The organism is Gorillibacterium massiliense, from assembly GCF_000455485.1.
GTDB classification, from domain to species: domain Bacteria; phylum Bacillota; class Bacilli; order Paenibacillales; family NBRC-103111; genus Gorillibacterium; species Gorillibacterium massiliense.
Genome location: NZ_CBQR020000020.1, coordinates 1 through 13,904, shown reverse-complemented (window position 1 = coordinate 13,904; position 13,904 = coordinate 1). Strand labels below are relative to the sequence as shown.

At 52.8% G+C, this 13,904-nt stretch carries 13 protein-coding genes and 1 pseudogene; 2 read left to right on the top strand and 12 right to left on the bottom strand.

Going from position 1 to position 13,904, the window contains the following annotated elements:
• The 9 genes from TJ79_RS02225 to TJ79_RS02185 all read right to left on the bottom strand — a co-directional run.
• Window positions 1-582: AAA family ATPase (locus TJ79_RS02225; RefSeq protein WP_040948659.1), on the bottom strand; the 582-nt coding region annotated here is incomplete at its 3' end.
• Between the two features lie 13 nt (window positions 583-595).
• On the bottom strand, window positions 596-1,138 hold the full coding sequence (gene hslV, locus TJ79_RS02220; protein WP_040948658.1) for an ATP-dependent protease subunit HslV: 543 nt from the start codon (window positions 1,136-1,138) through the stop codon (window positions 596-598).
• Window positions 1,139-1,358: 220 nt separating this feature from the next.
• Complete coding sequence (trmFO, locus tag TJ79_RS02215) at window positions 1,359-2,672, bottom strand: FADH(2)-oxidizing methylenetetrahydrofolate--tRNA-(uracil(54)-C(5))-methyltransferase TrmFO (RefSeq protein ID WP_420319365.1); 1,314 nt, start codon at window positions 2,670-2,672, stop codon at window positions 1,359-1,361.
• A gap of 120 nt (window positions 2,673-2,792) precedes the next feature.
• Window positions 2,793-4,892 carry a type I DNA topoisomerase gene (topA, locus tag TJ79_RS02210; RefSeq protein ID WP_040948662.1) on the bottom strand — a complete coding sequence of 700 codons (2,100 nt, stop codon included), beginning with the start codon at window positions 4,890-4,892 and terminating at the stop codon, window positions 2,793-2,795.
• Window positions 4,893-4,927: 35 nt separating this feature from the next.
• Complete coding sequence (dprA, locus tag TJ79_RS02205) at window positions 4,928-6,031, bottom strand: DNA-processing protein DprA (protein WP_040948656.1); 1,104 nt, start codon at window positions 6,029-6,031, stop codon at window positions 4,928-4,930.
• A 167-nt stretch (window positions 6,032-6,198) separates the two neighbouring features.
• A complete protein-coding gene (locus TJ79_RS02200; protein WP_202903269.1) occupies window positions 6,199-6,732 on the bottom strand; it encodes a GNAT family N-acetyltransferase in 534 nt (177 codons plus the stop codon).
• Between the two features lie 155 nt (window positions 6,733-6,887).
• The gene (gene sucD, locus TJ79_RS02195) at window positions 6,888-7,832 is read right to left on the bottom strand and encodes a succinate--CoA ligase subunit alpha (RefSeq protein ID WP_040948654.1); all 945 of its coding nucleotides are present in this window, start codon (window positions 7,830-7,832) and stop codon (window positions 6,888-6,890) included.
• 33 nt (window positions 7,833-7,865) lie between these two features.
• The gene (gene sucC / locus TJ79_RS02190; protein ID WP_040948653.1) at window positions 7,866-9,029 is read right to left on the bottom strand and encodes an ADP-forming succinate--CoA ligase subunit beta; all 1,164 of its coding nucleotides are present in this window, start codon (window positions 9,027-9,029) and stop codon (window positions 7,866-7,868) included.
• A 483-nt stretch (window positions 9,030-9,512) separates the two neighbouring features.
• Window positions 9,513-10,085 (bottom strand): hypothetical protein, encoded by a 573-nt coding sequence (locus TJ79_RS02185; protein WP_155987741.1) that lies wholly within the window; start codon window positions 10,083-10,085, stop codon window positions 9,513-9,515.
• An 83-nt stretch (window positions 10,086-10,168) separates the two neighbouring features.
• Between TJ79_RS02185 and TJ79_RS02180 the strand changes: the two genes are divergently transcribed.
• Both TJ79_RS02180 and TJ79_RS02175 read left to right on the top strand, forming a co-directional pair.
• Window positions 10,169-11,791 carry a YifB family Mg chelatase-like AAA ATPase gene (locus tag TJ79_RS02180; RefSeq protein WP_040948651.1) on the top strand — a complete coding sequence of 541 codons (1,623 nt, stop codon included), beginning with the start codon at window positions 10,169-10,171 and terminating at the stop codon, window positions 11,789-11,791.
• Window positions 11,792-11,911: 120 nt separating this feature from the next.
• The gene (locus TJ79_RS02175; RefSeq protein ID WP_040948650.1) at window positions 11,912-12,391 is read left to right on the top strand and encodes a GAF domain-containing protein; all 480 of its coding nucleotides are present in this window, start codon (window positions 11,912-11,914) and stop codon (window positions 12,389-12,391) included.
• A 66-nt stretch (window positions 12,392-12,457) separates the two neighbouring features.
• Here the strand turns inward: TJ79_RS02175 and TJ79_RS02170 are convergent, their stop codons facing one another.
• The 3 genes and pseudogenes from TJ79_RS02170 to TJ79_RS27495 form a co-directional block, all read right to left on the bottom strand.
• Window positions 12,458-12,856, bottom strand: coding sequence for a YraN family protein (locus TJ79_RS02170; protein WP_238322728.1), 399 nt, complete (start codon window positions 12,854-12,856; stop codon window positions 12,458-12,460).
• A 33-nt stretch (window positions 12,857-12,889) separates the two neighbouring features.
• Window positions 12,890-13,183: an EscU/YscU/HrcU family type III secretion system export apparatus switch protein gene (locus TJ79_RS02165; protein ID WP_040948649.1), complete on the bottom strand. Its 294-nt coding sequence runs from the start codon at window positions 13,181-13,183 to the stop codon at window positions 12,890-12,892.
• Window positions 13,180-13,904: pseudogene (locus TJ79_RS27495) on the bottom strand (hypothetical protein); the annotation flags it as partial. The pseudogene TJ79_RS27495 and the gene TJ79_RS02165, both read right to left, overlap by 4 nt.

Genomic DNA, 13,904 nt, shown 5'->3' with positions numbered 1-13,904 from the left:
GATGACTTCCTGCTCCAATTCGCCTCGATTTAACTTCTCTAAAATCTGCCCGCGTTTATCCTTAATGGCCGGATCCTGGTCCGATTCCTCCGGTTCTGCCTGGTTTTGCCCGCCGCCAAACAGCATCTCAAAGGGATTTTTCGACGACTTGGCTTGAGGCGTTGGAGCCATTACAGCGGCAATCCGTTCATTGGCCATTTGGGACGCTTTATCCGCCAGCTCCTCCGTTTTCTCTTGTTTGACCATCCGGATGGAGGTTTCCACGAGATCGCGTACCATGGATTCCACGTCACGGCCTACATAACCGACTTCCGTAAACTTCGTCGCCTCTACTTTAACAAAAGGCGCATTGACCAGTTTGGCCAGACGGCGGGCAATTTCCGTTTTTCCCACCCCAGTTGGGCCGATCATCAAAATATTTTTCGGTACGATTTCATCCCGCAGCGATTCTTCAAGGCGACCGCGTCTGTAGCGGTTCCGCAAAGCGACGGCAACCGAGCGTTTCGCTTTGCCTTGGCCGACTATGTATTTATCCAGTTCGGCAACGATTTCTCTAGGCGTTAAGGCTTCTTTCTTTTTCATCCTCATCCGCTCCCTATTGGATTTCTTCCACCATGATGTTGTGGTTCGTGAACACGCAAATCTCCGCTGCCATCTCCAAGGCTGCTTTAGCAATTTCCTTTGCCGACATATCCGGAGCATAGCGATGAAGGGCCCGGCCTGCGGACAATGCGAAGCTCCCCCCCGATCCGATTGCAAGAATGCCATCGTCCGGCTCGATGATTTCTCCGTTACCGGAAATGAGCAGCAAGCTTTCGGCATCCATAACGATCATCATCGCTTCCAGTTTGCGCAGCACCCGGTCTGACCGCCAATCGGTCGCCAGTTCCACCGCCGCTCTTTGCAAATTGCCATGATGCTCTTCCAGCTTGCTCTCAAACTTCTCGAAAAGGGTGATCGCGTCGGCCACCGAACCGGCAAAACCGGCGACGACCTTTCCCCGATAGAGACGCCTCACCTTTTTTGCCGTGTTTTTCATGATCATATTTTGTCCGAATGTCACTTGGCCGTCTCCGGCAATGGCTCCGCTGCCGTTGTGGCGGATCGCAAATATCGTCGTCGCATGAAAGTCTCCCATGCTGCGCCTCCTTTTTCCTCTCAGAAAAATGTTGACTGTATTGATTGAATTTTCAGAATCCACTGAATATAGGAAGCCCCGAGTCATCCAAAGTCAGGATTTTCTCGGGTACTTATGAAATACGGCGCTACCCCATAAAAGGTTTCAACGGGTGGGATTTCAAAACACATTCATCGTACCATAGCCGGGCTTTTCCTTACAATACACAGCCTTGGGCGGCTTATTCCACAGATAGCCCTTTATCCGCCGCATAGCTGCGCACGGCGTCAAGCGCCCGATGAGCCAACTTTTCGTTCTTCATCTGCTTGTTGCGGATCTTCTCCCCGAGAGGCGGAAACAGACCGAAATTGGCGTTCATCGGTTGAAAATTTTGCGGATCGGCATGGGTGATATAGTGAGCCATGCTGCCAAGGGCCGTCTCTTGAGGAAAGACGAGAGGCTCAAGGCCTCTGGCCAACCGCCCGGCATTCATACCGGCCAACAGCCCGGATGCCGCAGACTCCACATAGCCTTCCACTCCAGTCATCTGACCGGCAAAAAAGAGGCTATCTCTACCTTTAAACTGATACGTCGGCTGAAGCTGCTTCGGCGAATTCAGGAAGGTGTTTCTGTGCATCACCCCATAGCGCACAAATTCCGCATTTTCCAGCCCCGGGATCAGCGAAAATACTTTTTTCTGCTCCCCCCATTTAAGATGAGTTTGGAAGCCTACCAGATTATACAGGGTACCCGCAGCGTTATCTTGGCGTAACTGCACCACGGCGTGGGGGATTTTCCCCGTACGCGGGTCCGGCAAACCCACCGGCTTCATGTTTCCAAAAAGCAGCGTTTGGCGGCCGCGGGAAGCCATAATTTCCACAGGCATGCAGCCTTCGAAGTAGACTTCCTTCTCAAACTCTTTTACCGGCGCCGTTTCTGCAGAGATCAAGGCGTCATAGAAAGCGTTGAATTCTTCCTCATTCATCGGGCAGTTGATGTATGCGGCTTCTCCCTTGTCATAGCGGGAAGCGATAAACACCTTATCCATATCGATGGATTCCTTCTCGACTATAGGAGCGGCTGCGTCGTAGAAATAGAGATATTCCTCGCCCATCAGCTCTTTCAACCTGTCCGACAACGCCGGTGAAGTCAGGGGACCTGAGGCTACGACGACGATGCCTTCGGGAATCTCCGTTAGCTCCTCGTTCACGACCTCCACCAAAGGATGCTCCTTGAGCGCTGATGTTACGGCGCCGGAGAAACCATCCCGGTCAACGGCTAGCGCTCCGCCAGCCGGAACCGCATGGCGGTCGGCGCTCTGCATGATAAGAGAGCCTAATTGCCGCATTTCTTCTTTTATGACGCCGACTGCATTGGTCAAGCCATTCGCCCGAAGGGAATTGCTGCAAACCAGCTCAGCGAATTTATCGGTAATATGCGCCGGGGTTTTCCGTACCGGGCGCATTTCGTACAGGACGACGGGTACGCCCTGGCGGGCAATTTGCCATGCCGCCTCGCTGCCTGCCAAGCCCGCACCAATTACCGTTACTTTCATATCCTTGTTCAACTTGCTGCCTCCATTCATGTGAAAAGCTAAAAACTAAGCGTGCCCGATAAGCCCGCTTAGTTCTTGTCTATCGTGCTATTCTCAAATCGTTGCTAATCTGGAGATTCCTTATTCGTCATCCTCGGTCTTCTCCACCGGTTCTTCTTTATAATCGCAGCTAGAACATTTGACGACCGATCCGCTGCGGGAGATTTTAATCACCAGCATGGAGCCGCAATCCGGGCAATCCCGTCCAGCAGGACGATCCCAGGAGACGAAATCGCATTCCGGATACCGGTCGCAGCCGAAAAAGACTCGGCCCTTTTTACTGCGCCGTTCGACGATATGGCCAACGCCGCACGTCGGGCAAACGATCCCGGTATTTTTGACGATGGGCTTCGTGTTGCGGCAGTCCGGGAATCCGGAGCAGGCCAGGAACTTGCCGAAGCGGCCCATTTTATACACCATCTGGCGGCCGCATTTATCGCAAACTTCGTCCGAAACCTCGTCCTGGATCTCGATTTCCTTCATTTCCTCTTCGGCTACCTTCAGCCGTTTTTCAAAAGGAACATAGAAATCGTTCAAAACCTTCAGCCAATTCTCGGTGCCTTCCTCCACATGGTCAAGATCATCTTCCATGTGCGCGGTAAACTCCACATCGAGAATCTCCGGGAAAAACTGCTCCATCTGGGCGATGATCAATTCTCCCAGCTCTGTCGGCACAAACTTCTTTTCCTCCAGCGCCACGTAGCCGCGTTTTTGCACGGTTTCCAAAGTCGGCGCGTAGGTGCTGGGTCGACCAATCCCCATCTCCTCCAACGCGCGGACGAGGCGGGCTTCCGTATATCGCGGCGGCGGCTGGGTGAAGTGCTGCTTCGGGTCGATGCTTTCCAACTGCAGGTCGTCCCCTTTGGCAAGAGCCGGCAGCAACCGGTCTTCCTCCACCGTGCCGTCATCATTTCCTTCTATATATACCTTCATGAATCCGGCAAACTTCACCGTCGATCCGGTGGCGCGGAACTGATGCGCTCCGGCGGAAATTTCCGCTGTTACCGTGTCCATGACGGCCGATGCCATTTGACTGGATAAGAAACGTTCCCAGATGAGCTTATACAGACGGAACTGGTCTCTCGTCAAGCTCGCCTTGATTTCCTCCGGCTCCCGCAAAACGGAGCTGGGTCGGATGGCTTCATGGGCATCCTGGGTGTTGGCCGATTTTTTGGCAAAGATCCGCGGCGTTTCCGGATAGAAAGCTTCGCCGAACTTCTCCTGAATGTAGCCCTTAGCTTCTTCTTGGGCCACTGGAGAAATCCGCGTCGAATCGGTTCTCATATAGGTGATCAAACCGACGGTGCCTTCTTCCTTACCCAGATCAATGCCTTCATAGAGTTGTTGAGCAACGGACATGGTTTTAGCGGCGCGGAAGTTCAGCTTCCGAGCTGCTTCCTGCTGCAGCGTGCTGGTGATAAAGGGGGCGGAAGGATTGCGCAGCCGTTCTTTTTCTCGTACATCGGAGACGGTGTAAGCCGCTTTTTCCAAATCGGCGAGAATGGCTTTCACTTCATCTTCCCGGCTCAGCTCCCGCTTGTCGCTGCCACTTCCGTAGTATTTAGCTTCGAATACCGACTTGCCTTTGTGCAGCTTAAGGGTGATGGACCAGTACTCCTCCGGAACGAAATCGCGAATTTCCTGCTCCCGGTCGTTGATCAGCTTGACGGTTACAGACTGAACGCGGCCTGCAGACAAGCCTTTCTTCACTTTTTTCCATAAAAGCGGGCTGATCTTGTACCCCACAAGCCGGTCGAGAATCCGCCGGGCCTGCTGGGCGTTGACCAGGTCCATGTTAATGGGGCGGGGGGACTTAAAAGCGTCCTTCACCGCCTGCTTCGTGATTTCGTTGAATACGACGCGGCAAGGCTCGCTGCCCTCCACGTCCAGATAGTGGGCAAGATGCCAAGCGATTGCTTCCCCTTCGCGGTCAGGGTCAGCCGCCAGATAGATTTTTTTCACCTTGCGGCTGGCGTCCTTCAATTCCTTCAGGACGGGGCCTTTGCCGCGGATGGTGATATATTTAGGTTCAAAATGGTTACTAAACTCAACGCCCATTTGACTTTTGGGAAGGTCGCGGATGTGTCCCATGGATGCTTTTACGATGAACTTGCTTCCTAAGTACTTGGCGATGGTTTTCGCCTTGGCAGGGGATTCCACTATGACGAGCGAATCAGCCATGCGCATCGTCCTCTCTCTTTTTCAGTAGATAATCATTATATTTTCACGTATGCCGCTCCCGGCATGGCTTTGATCCTTTTTTTCAAAACTAAATGTAACAGAATATTATGCAAATGTCCAAAATTTGTTCGCGTTTCCGACAACAGACGATCGATGGAGACGGGTTCGTGGGAGAGAAAGCGGAGAATCTCCTCCTCTTCAGCGGTTAAATTAGACTCCTTTTCCTGCTCGAACAGAGAATCGGTGAAGTCCGGAAATAAGATTTGATACTCCCGCAAAATATCCCCGGGTTCCGTCACCAGTTTCGCTCCCTGTTTCAACAAATGGTGGGTGCCTCCGCTTTTTGGCGAGGTGATGGGTCCGGGGATGGCAAATACATCCCGGGATTCATCCAGCGCCTGATCGGCGGTGATCAACGATCCGCTCTTGACCGCCGCTTCCACCACGACGGTTCCTAGCGTCAACCCGGCAATGATGCGGTTACGCAGCGGAAACATGCCGGGAACGGCGGCGGTGCCTGGGGGAAACTCGGACACGATGAGGCCTTTCTGGGCGATGGCTCTGTACAGCGCCGTATTTTCCGCCGGATAGATCCGGTCTGGTCCTCCGCCCTTAACTGCGACGGTTCCGCCAGGCCCTGTCAGAGCGCCTTCATGGGCAGCAGCGTCTATTCCCCGGGCTAAACCGCTGACAACGCAGCAGCCGGCACGAGACAGCGCCCGCCCCAAATCCTCAGACACTTTGCGGCCGTATACCGTAGGCGTACGGGTGCCTACAATCGCTACGGAGGGACTAACCAGCAGGTCTACCTTCCCGATGGCATAAAGCACCCACGGAGGCTGGGAAGATTCCCTCAGACGCTCCGGATACGCCTCATCATAGATGGTCACGGGAATGATGCCTCTATTCCGGTACATGATCTCACGTTCATCGATTCCTTTTCCCGTCTCGGTCAAAGTCCGCAATCCGGCAGCGATGGCTTCCGCCTTATCCTGTGGAATACCCAAATCAGCGATGGTTTTCCCATCCATATGCAGCAACTCCGCCAAACTTTCCAGCGTCGCGGCAAGGCGCAGTATCGTTTTCCAGCCCACTCCCTTGATTTCCTGCAGCGCAAGAAGCACAGATCGTTGATTCATATTTTTACTCCTTTACGGTGAGTGTTAAACATCGGTTTCATCCCGGATAATTTTTTATAGAAACAAAAAACCTTTCCCAATCCCCGATAGGGGGATGAGGAAAGGTTGCTTACCTGTTCCAAATATAGTATGGCAGTAAAAAAGACGACATAGAATACAAAGGTATTTTACCCGATACCGGAGAATATTGCCAACTTTTTATAGGACGGATGGTATAAACCGGTCGGCACGTAAAAATGATCGCCGATGTAATCGAAGCCCAGCCGAGCCAGCAGCTTCCCGGATTTCGCGTTATGCGGATGATGGCCGGCGTACAGCGTCTCTGCTTTCAAGGTGTCGAAGCCGAACTGGATGACGGCGGAAGCCGCTTCGAAGGCGTATCCTCGCCCCCAAAATTCTTTGCGGAGATGGAAGCCGATTTCGTACGCGTTCTGTTCCTCGGGAAAAGGACGCAGCCCACAGCAACCGATCAGCTCTCCCGTGGCCATTTCGAACAGAGGCCAATACTGCACTTGAAATTGCTTCTGATTGTCGATTTCAACCTGTAGCCGCTTATGAATATCCTGCTCGGAAAACTTGCCGTCCGCACAAATGAACCGGGTGACGTCCTCTTCACCCCAAAGCTGGACGGCCAACGGGTCATCACCATCCTCCCATCGGGAAAATCCGATCCGTTCCGTTTCTGCAAAATACGTTTTCAACCGCACACCTTCTTATATGATCAGCCGGATAGGCAGATATGCGCCATCTAGGCAACTGTCAAAGTATAAATTAATATAGCACATTTTCGCTATATAAAAGAAAAGAAGCTCATCCGCTTTCGCAGATGAGCTTCTTTTCGATAACCGTTTCGGTCTTATTGGACAAGTGCTTCTACAGTAATGCATTTCTCAAGATAACCTTGCTCTTCCAGAACAGCCACCAGCGTAGAACCCATTTCCGCCGGTGTCGGCGCGACGCGGATACCGGCGGCTTCCATTGCCGCCACCTTCTCGCCGGCTGTGCCTTTTCCGCCGGAAATAATGGCACCAGCATGACCCATACGTTTGCCTGGAGGAGCGGTTTTGCCGCCGATAAAGCCAACTACCGGCTTCGTCATATTCGCCTTGATCCACTCCGCCGCTTCTTCCTCTGCCGTTCCACCGATCTCGCCGATCATGATGACCGCATACGTGTCCGGATCGTCATTGAAACGAGCGAGGATATCGATGAATTCCGAACCCTTCACCGGGTCGCCGCCAATGCCGACTGCAGACGACTGGCCGATGCCCCGGGTAGTCAGCTGATGCACGGCTTCATAGGTCAACGTACCACTGCGGGAAACGACACCGACATGGCCAGGGGTATGAATATATCCGGGCATGATGCCGATTTTGCACTCTCCAGGCGTGATGACGCCAGGGCAGTTGGGGCCGATCAGCACCGTGCTTTTTCCTTCCATGTAGCGTTTCACTTTCACCATATCCAGCACCGGAATGCCTTCCGTAATGCAGATGACGAGATCCAGTTCCGCGTCCACCGCTTCAATGATGGAATCGGCGGCAAAAGCCGGCGGTACATAAATAACTGAAGCGTTGGCACCCGTCGCCTGTTTGGCATCCGCGACCGTATTGAAAACAGGGAGGCTGACAGTCGTACCGTTATCCAATGCGATGTCAACCGTTGTTCCGCCCTTACCCGGGGTGACGCCCCCCACCATTTGCGTACCGTATTCCAGGCCGCCTTTCGTATGAAACAGCCCGGTAGCGCCGGTAATCCCTTGGGTGATAACCTTTGTATCCTTGTTAACCAAGATGCTCATCGTGATCACTCATCCTTTTCTTGTGATTTCCGCTTAAACAGCCACCTGCTGGACAATTTTCCGGGCACCGTCTGCCATGGAATCAGCAGCGATAATATTAAGACCTGACTCGTTCAGAATCTTCTTGCCCAACTCTACGTTGGTTCCTTCTAGACGTACCACCAGCGGCTTGGTCAATCCCAACTGTCTGGCCGCTTCAACGACCCCGTTGGCAATGACATCGCAGCGCATGATGCCGCCGAAAATATTTACGAAAATCCCTTCCACTTTCTCGTCGGAAAGAATGATCTTGAAGGCTTCCGTCACCTTCTCGGTTGTGGCGCCGCCGCCTACATCCAGAAAGTTGGCCGGTTCGCCGCCGTAGTATTTGATAATATCCATAGTCGCCATGGCAAGTCCGGCTCCGTTAACCATGCAGCCGATATTCCCGTCCAAAGCGATATAAGAAAGGTCGAATTTGGAGGCTTGAATTTCCTTCTCGTCTTCTTCGTCCAAATCCCTCAGCTCTTGAATATCCTTGTGCCGGAACAACGCGTTGGCGTCGAAGTTGAGCTTCGCATCCAGGGCGATGACATTGCCGTCACCGGTTACGACAAGAGGATTGATTTCTGCGATGGAACAATCCTTATCGATAAATGCCGTATAAAGTGCTGTAATAAACTTGACGGTTTTCCCAACCAACTCGTTCGGGATATTGATGGCATAAGCGAGACGACGCGCTTGAAACGCCTGCAAACCGATAGCCGGATCAACGGTTTCTTTGATGATTTTTTCAGGCGTTCGCTCTGCTACCTCTTCGATTTCCATACCGCCTTCTTCCGAAGCCATCACCGTAACTCTACCGGTCCCGCGGTCCAGAACGAGCCCAATGTAATACTCCTTTTTGATGTCGCAGCCTTCCTCGATTAAAAGCCGTTTCACCACTTTACCTTCCGGTCCGGTCTGGTGAGTCACAAGCACTTTGCCCAGCAGCTGCTCGGCATAGGCGCGCACATCCTCGATGGATTTTGCGACCTTGACGCCTCCGGCTTTCCCGCGCCCGCCGGCATGAATTTGCGCTTTCACGACACACACGGGCGTGCCAAGCTTTTCAGCGGCGGCAACCGCTTCTTCCACAGAAAAGGCAACCTGTCCCCGTGGGACAGATACTCCGTACTGCCGCAGCACTTCCTTACCCTGATACTCATGGATATTCATTCCGCTTCCTCCATTCGCTATTCAGCTGTTTCCTGAATGCCTTGCCTGCCTTTAAACCATACTCCATCCACAACATTTCCATGCCATGATGTAACGGCTTACAATTCGCCATACTTGCAGTTAGCAGAGTACCAGGATGCATGCATGCCGGATCAGCCACCTCGAGATTAACCTACATAAGAGAAGATTATTTCAGGCTAGAGTGAAGAAACTTTTATTCGCAAAAATGTCAACGGTTTGAGATTTAATCGCCAAATTCTCCGTTGACACTCAAGTAAATCTATATTCTATTTTATTGACAAATTTAAAAATAGCAATTTAAGTTTATGTTTTTTCTCTGTAGTTCACATAATTGACATAATTAATTCCCCTGTTTTCCAGACCTGAACGTCGCATCCTTTTGGCCAAAGAAAAGGTTTAAAGAAGGTAGCACTTGAAGACAGGAATCCGGGATATAGTCACATAATCAGATAAAGAGCGCTGTCATTCCGGCACCTTCGAGAATGCCTGCTCCACGTAGCTGGCAAGCCTATTATTCATCTTGCGATCGGACGGCACATAAACCACCCTATCCAGAATCAGATTGTCTGCAAGGGAAAACTCCTTTTTACTGCCATCCGAAAAATAAAGCTGTCCAACAAGCAGATAGCCGTTTTTCTTGCGGTCCCTCTCTTTTTTCCGGTATTTGGTGTCTGCAAGAATATCCTCAAAGCCTTTTATCACTAACGGATCCTCTGTTTCAAAGAGATAGCCAGTCGTACCGGAGCGCAAATGGATCTGGGTGAGGCCCCCATGATCATCGATCAACAATTCTTTAACGTCTATCCGGTCAAAAAAGCGAATAAAGAAAAAAACAAGAAGAACCACTATCGTTATGCATAAGATCATAACTTTCATCCCGGCACGCATTCGTTGCACCCGCCTTTTTGCCCTGTACTTACTTTGTTCTACACTCACTATACTAACTCTATTTAGAAAATAATGGAATTTGCCTATAACATCGACGGTAGGTATGCGCAATGTTATAATGTAGGTAATGATGAATCGACTGGACATAAGGAAGCACCTTTTCCGGTCGCGGCTGCAACTGCCTATTTGGCATTGCGGTCCCGACAATAAGAGAAGGGGTGTTTTTTTTCATGTTTGGAAAAGTTAAAACCGCCTGCGTCTTGGGCATCGACGGCTATTTGATCGACGTTGAAGTGGATATCGCCAACGGTCTGCCCCAAGTGACTGTAGTGGGGTTGCCGGATGCGGCGGTGCGGGAATCAATCGAACGGGTGCGGGCTGCTGTGAAAAACTGCGGATACGCCTTCCCCATGGAGCGGGTGACGGTAAATCTTGCCCCAGCCGATGTACGCAAGGAAGGCGCCTCTTACGATTTGGCTATCGCCCTCTGCCTCTTGGCGACTAGCAGCCAGCTTCAGACGAAGGTGTTGGAGAATTGTTTGGTGATTGGCGAATTGGCCTTGGACGGCAGTTTGCGCCCAGTTCCCGGAGTTCTGGCTATGGTGCATCATGCCCGATCCAAGGGGATCAACCGCATCATTTTGCCTGCCGATAACGGCAAGGAGGCGCTGCTCATCGAAGGAATCGAGGTGCTGCCAATCCGCCATCTGCAGGAGGTCCGAGTGCTGGAGGAGCAAGGCGAATCAGTCTGGAAGATTTATCGGCAATCGTCAGTGACGGATAGTAGATCAGGCGCAGGATATGGAACGGTTACAGGTGGGAATGCATGTACAGAGGATTCGGTCGGTATGCTGGAGGAGCTTCGCGCCGTGCCAAGTGAAATCGCCGGCCAATTGGATTACGGGGATATTTTCGGCCAACAACATGCTAAGCAGGCGATGATGATCGCAGCTGCCGGTTTTCACAACCTCGTCCTTATTGGTCCACCGGGGACGGGGAAGACCATGCTCATTCGTCGCCTTCCGACGATCCTCCCGGATTTATCCGATGATGAGGCGCTGGATGCCACCAAGATTTACAGCGTAGCCGGAAAAATGACAGGCCGGGCGCAACTGCTGCGCACAAGACCTTTTCGTGCTCCCCACCATACGATTTCTGCTGCCGGATTAGTTGGTGGAGGTTCCATCCCCAGGCCGGGAGAAGTCAGCCTTGCCCATCACGGCGTACTGTTTCTCGACGAGCTACCGGAATTTTCCCGCATTGCTCTGGAGGTGCTGCGCCAGCCTTTGGAGGATCGGGTGGTGACCATCGGACGGGCGCGAGCCGTGTTTTCTTTTCCGGCGCATTTCATGCTGACCTGTTCTATGAATCCGTGCCCTTGCGGCTTCTATTCCGGAGATACAGCCGAAAGCCGCTGCACTTGCTCCCCTCTAAAAGTGGCTCAATATCGATCACGGATTTCGGGACCGCTTCTGGACCGTATCGACCTGCATGTCGAAGTGCCGAAAGTCGATTATGACGAGCTTTCCGGCGATGAAACGCCACTGTCTTCGACAGAAATGAAAAATCGCATTCTGTCGGCTCAGGAACGCCAAACCCGAAGATATGTAGGAAGCGGGATACGGCGAAATGGAGAATTGGCAGGGAAGCTGCTGCGGCTGCATTGCCGGCTAGAACCCGAGGCGGAAGATTTGCTGAAGCAAGCCTTTCAAGGGATGGGACTCAGCGTTCGAGCCCATGACCGGATATTGAAAATATCCCGGACCATCGCCGATTTGGATGGCGCCGACCGCATCGGAACAGAGCACATGGCACAAGCTGTCACCTACCGCTGTCTCGACCGAAAGCTGTGAATTGACAAGGTTGAATATCGCAAATGAAAAATGAGTGCCAGCACGGGGATTGACAGTCCATCTCCTTGAGGATAGGATTTGGACAGAATGAACGAGGATTTGCCATAGGAGGTTTTTACTTTGTTTCATACCGAAAGCTATACGGGGACAAAAGATGAACAATACAAGCTGGTAACGCGCCAGCTTCACCATTTGATTGAAGGCGAGCCTGATGCCATTGCCAATCTGGCAAATGCCTCGGCGTTACTGAGGCAATTTTTGCCGGATATCAACTGGGTGGGCTTTTATTTGCTGAAAGATGGAGAGCTAGTACTCGGACCCTTCCAAGGCCTCCCCGCTTGCGTTCGTATCCCCATCGGAAAAGGCGTCTGCGGAACTGCAGCGGATAAGCAGGAAACGGTGCGTGTGGAGGACGTGCATCAGTTCCCCGGCCACATCGCCTGCGACGCGGCTTCCAATTCCGAAATCGTCGTTCCACTGCTTGCAAAGGGCAAACTAATCGGGGTGCTTGACATCGATAGCCCGCTCAAAAACCGCTTTGACGAAGCCGATCAACTGGGGCTGGAGCAATTTTGCCAAGAGCTGGCGGCGAAATGGTAATAGAATAGAAATAGCAATAACCGGTTGTGATATCACAGCCGGTTTTCTTTTGCGGCAGTTGCCGAACTAAAAGGCATTCTTTAAGTGCTCGATCCGGCGGATATCGCTTGTTGCCGCATCCAGTTCGATGGCGACAACGTCGAAGCGGACACGGACGTCGTGGCGCCCTTTGGCATGAAGATAAGCGAGGGCGATTTTCCGCACCTGAGCCTGCTTGCGGGCGTCCACCGATTCTTTCGAAGTGCCGTAGCTTCCCGTCACTCTACGGGTTCTCACTTCGACGAAAACGACGGTATCGTCATCCGCTGCGACGAGATCCATCTCGCCCAGTCTACACCGCCAGTTCCGCTCCAGGATGCGATAACCGGCCTCTTCCAATAAACTCAGCGCTAGCTGTTCGCCGTATGCGCCGAGTTTTTTGCGTGTATCCTGTGGCACTTGCGACTTACCCGCCTCTGCCTTCAAATTAGGCTCCTCCCCAAAACCAGAATTCCGCCACTATGGCAGCTTATATCCGCTATTTGCCCGGTTATCCGCCCGATACACAAAGGAGAGAATTTCCGCCACTAGTTGATACAGCTCTGGCGGAATCTCGCGCTCCAGTTCCAGCTGCCCGAGAACCTCCACCAGGGAGGGATCCTCCTGTATGGGAATGCCGTACTCTTTGGCTTTGCTGATGATTTCGTCGGCTACGACGCCTTTCCCTTTGGCCGCGAGAATCGGCGCCTGCATCTGATCAGGGGAATAGCGGAGCGCCACAGCCTGGCGTATGGGATGTTTTTTGTCCTTCATATGCGGATATCCATCCCTCTGTAAGGTTTTGGCGGATACAAGTCCTTCCGCAAAGGATTCGCGGCATCCTGTGCCCCGGCTCCTACGGAATCGGTGGACGAGTTGGCTTGCGGATAAGGCAATACCTGCAGAGAAGATAAATGAAAACCTGCCCCTTCCAGCGCCTGATCGATCTCCGTCCGCGAAGTCTCGAGCAGCGCCGAGGCAATATCATGATCATTATGTACCCGCAAGCTGACGATGCGATCCGTGACCTGTACGTCAACGAGCATATTGCCTAAAGCTTGCAGATGAAGATCAAACAGCAAGTGGCAGTTGGAGGCGTCCAGCTCCCCCCGTTTGCCCCGGCGAGATTGGATGTGAACCGCAGCCGTTTGGCTTCCGTCCTGCGCCATAAACGGCACCATCATCGTCACTTGGGTGATCACGGACGACCGGTCCGGCGTCAGCAGAAGCTGCTGGCCCGTCACCTGCTGGAGCGCTTCCCGCGCCGCGTCATGAACAGACGACGGCAGATCCGGATGGTCTGCAAGGCTGATAAGCAGACTCTTCAGGCTGGTGGCAGGCGAATCGTCCGCGGCTGATGAGCTCACGGTAGCATCGGCAGGCGCGTCAGCCGCAGGTGCGGCAGAGGCGGTGTTGTGGCGCAGCGCGGCTGCGGCGTGCGGGCGCGGCCCGGCGGGCAGCGGCTCCGTGCCAGGCTGCGGCGTGTGCGCCTGCG

Excerpts from the sequence above, each read along its gene's own strand:
- hslV (WP_040948658.1), bottom strand. The coding sequence starts at position 1,138 with ATGGGAGACTTTCATGCGACGACGATATTTGCGATCCGCCACAACGGC.
- trmFO (WP_420319365.1), bottom strand. The coding sequence starts at position 2,672 with ATGAAAGTAACGGTAATTGGTGCGGGCTTGGCAGGCAGCGAGGCGGCA.
- topA (WP_040948662.1), bottom strand. The coding sequence starts at position 4,892 with ATGGCTGATTCGCTCGTCATAGTGGAATCCCCTGCCAAGGCGAAAACC.
- dprA (WP_040948656.1), bottom strand. The coding sequence starts at position 6,031 with ATGAATCAACGATCTGTGCTTCTTGCGCTGCAGGAAATCAAGGGAGTG.
- sucD (WP_040948654.1), bottom strand. The coding sequence starts at position 7,832 with ATGAGCATCTTGGTTAACAAGGATACAAAGGTTATCACCCAAGGGATT.
- sucC (WP_040948653.1), bottom strand. The coding sequence starts at position 9,029 with ATGAATATCCATGAGTATCAGGGTAAGGAAGTGCTGCGGCAGTACGGA.
- TJ79_RS02185 (WP_155987741.1), bottom strand. The coding sequence starts at position 10,085 with ATGTCCAGTCGATTCATCATTACCTACATTATAACATTGCGCATACCT.
- TJ79_RS02180 (WP_040948651.1), top strand. The coding sequence starts at position 10,169 with ATGTTTGGAAAAGTTAAAACCGCCTGCGTCTTGGGCATCGACGGCTAT.
- TJ79_RS02165 (WP_040948649.1), bottom strand. The coding sequence starts at position 13,183 with ATGAAGGACAAAAAACATCCCATACGCCAGGCTGTGGCGCTCCGCTAT.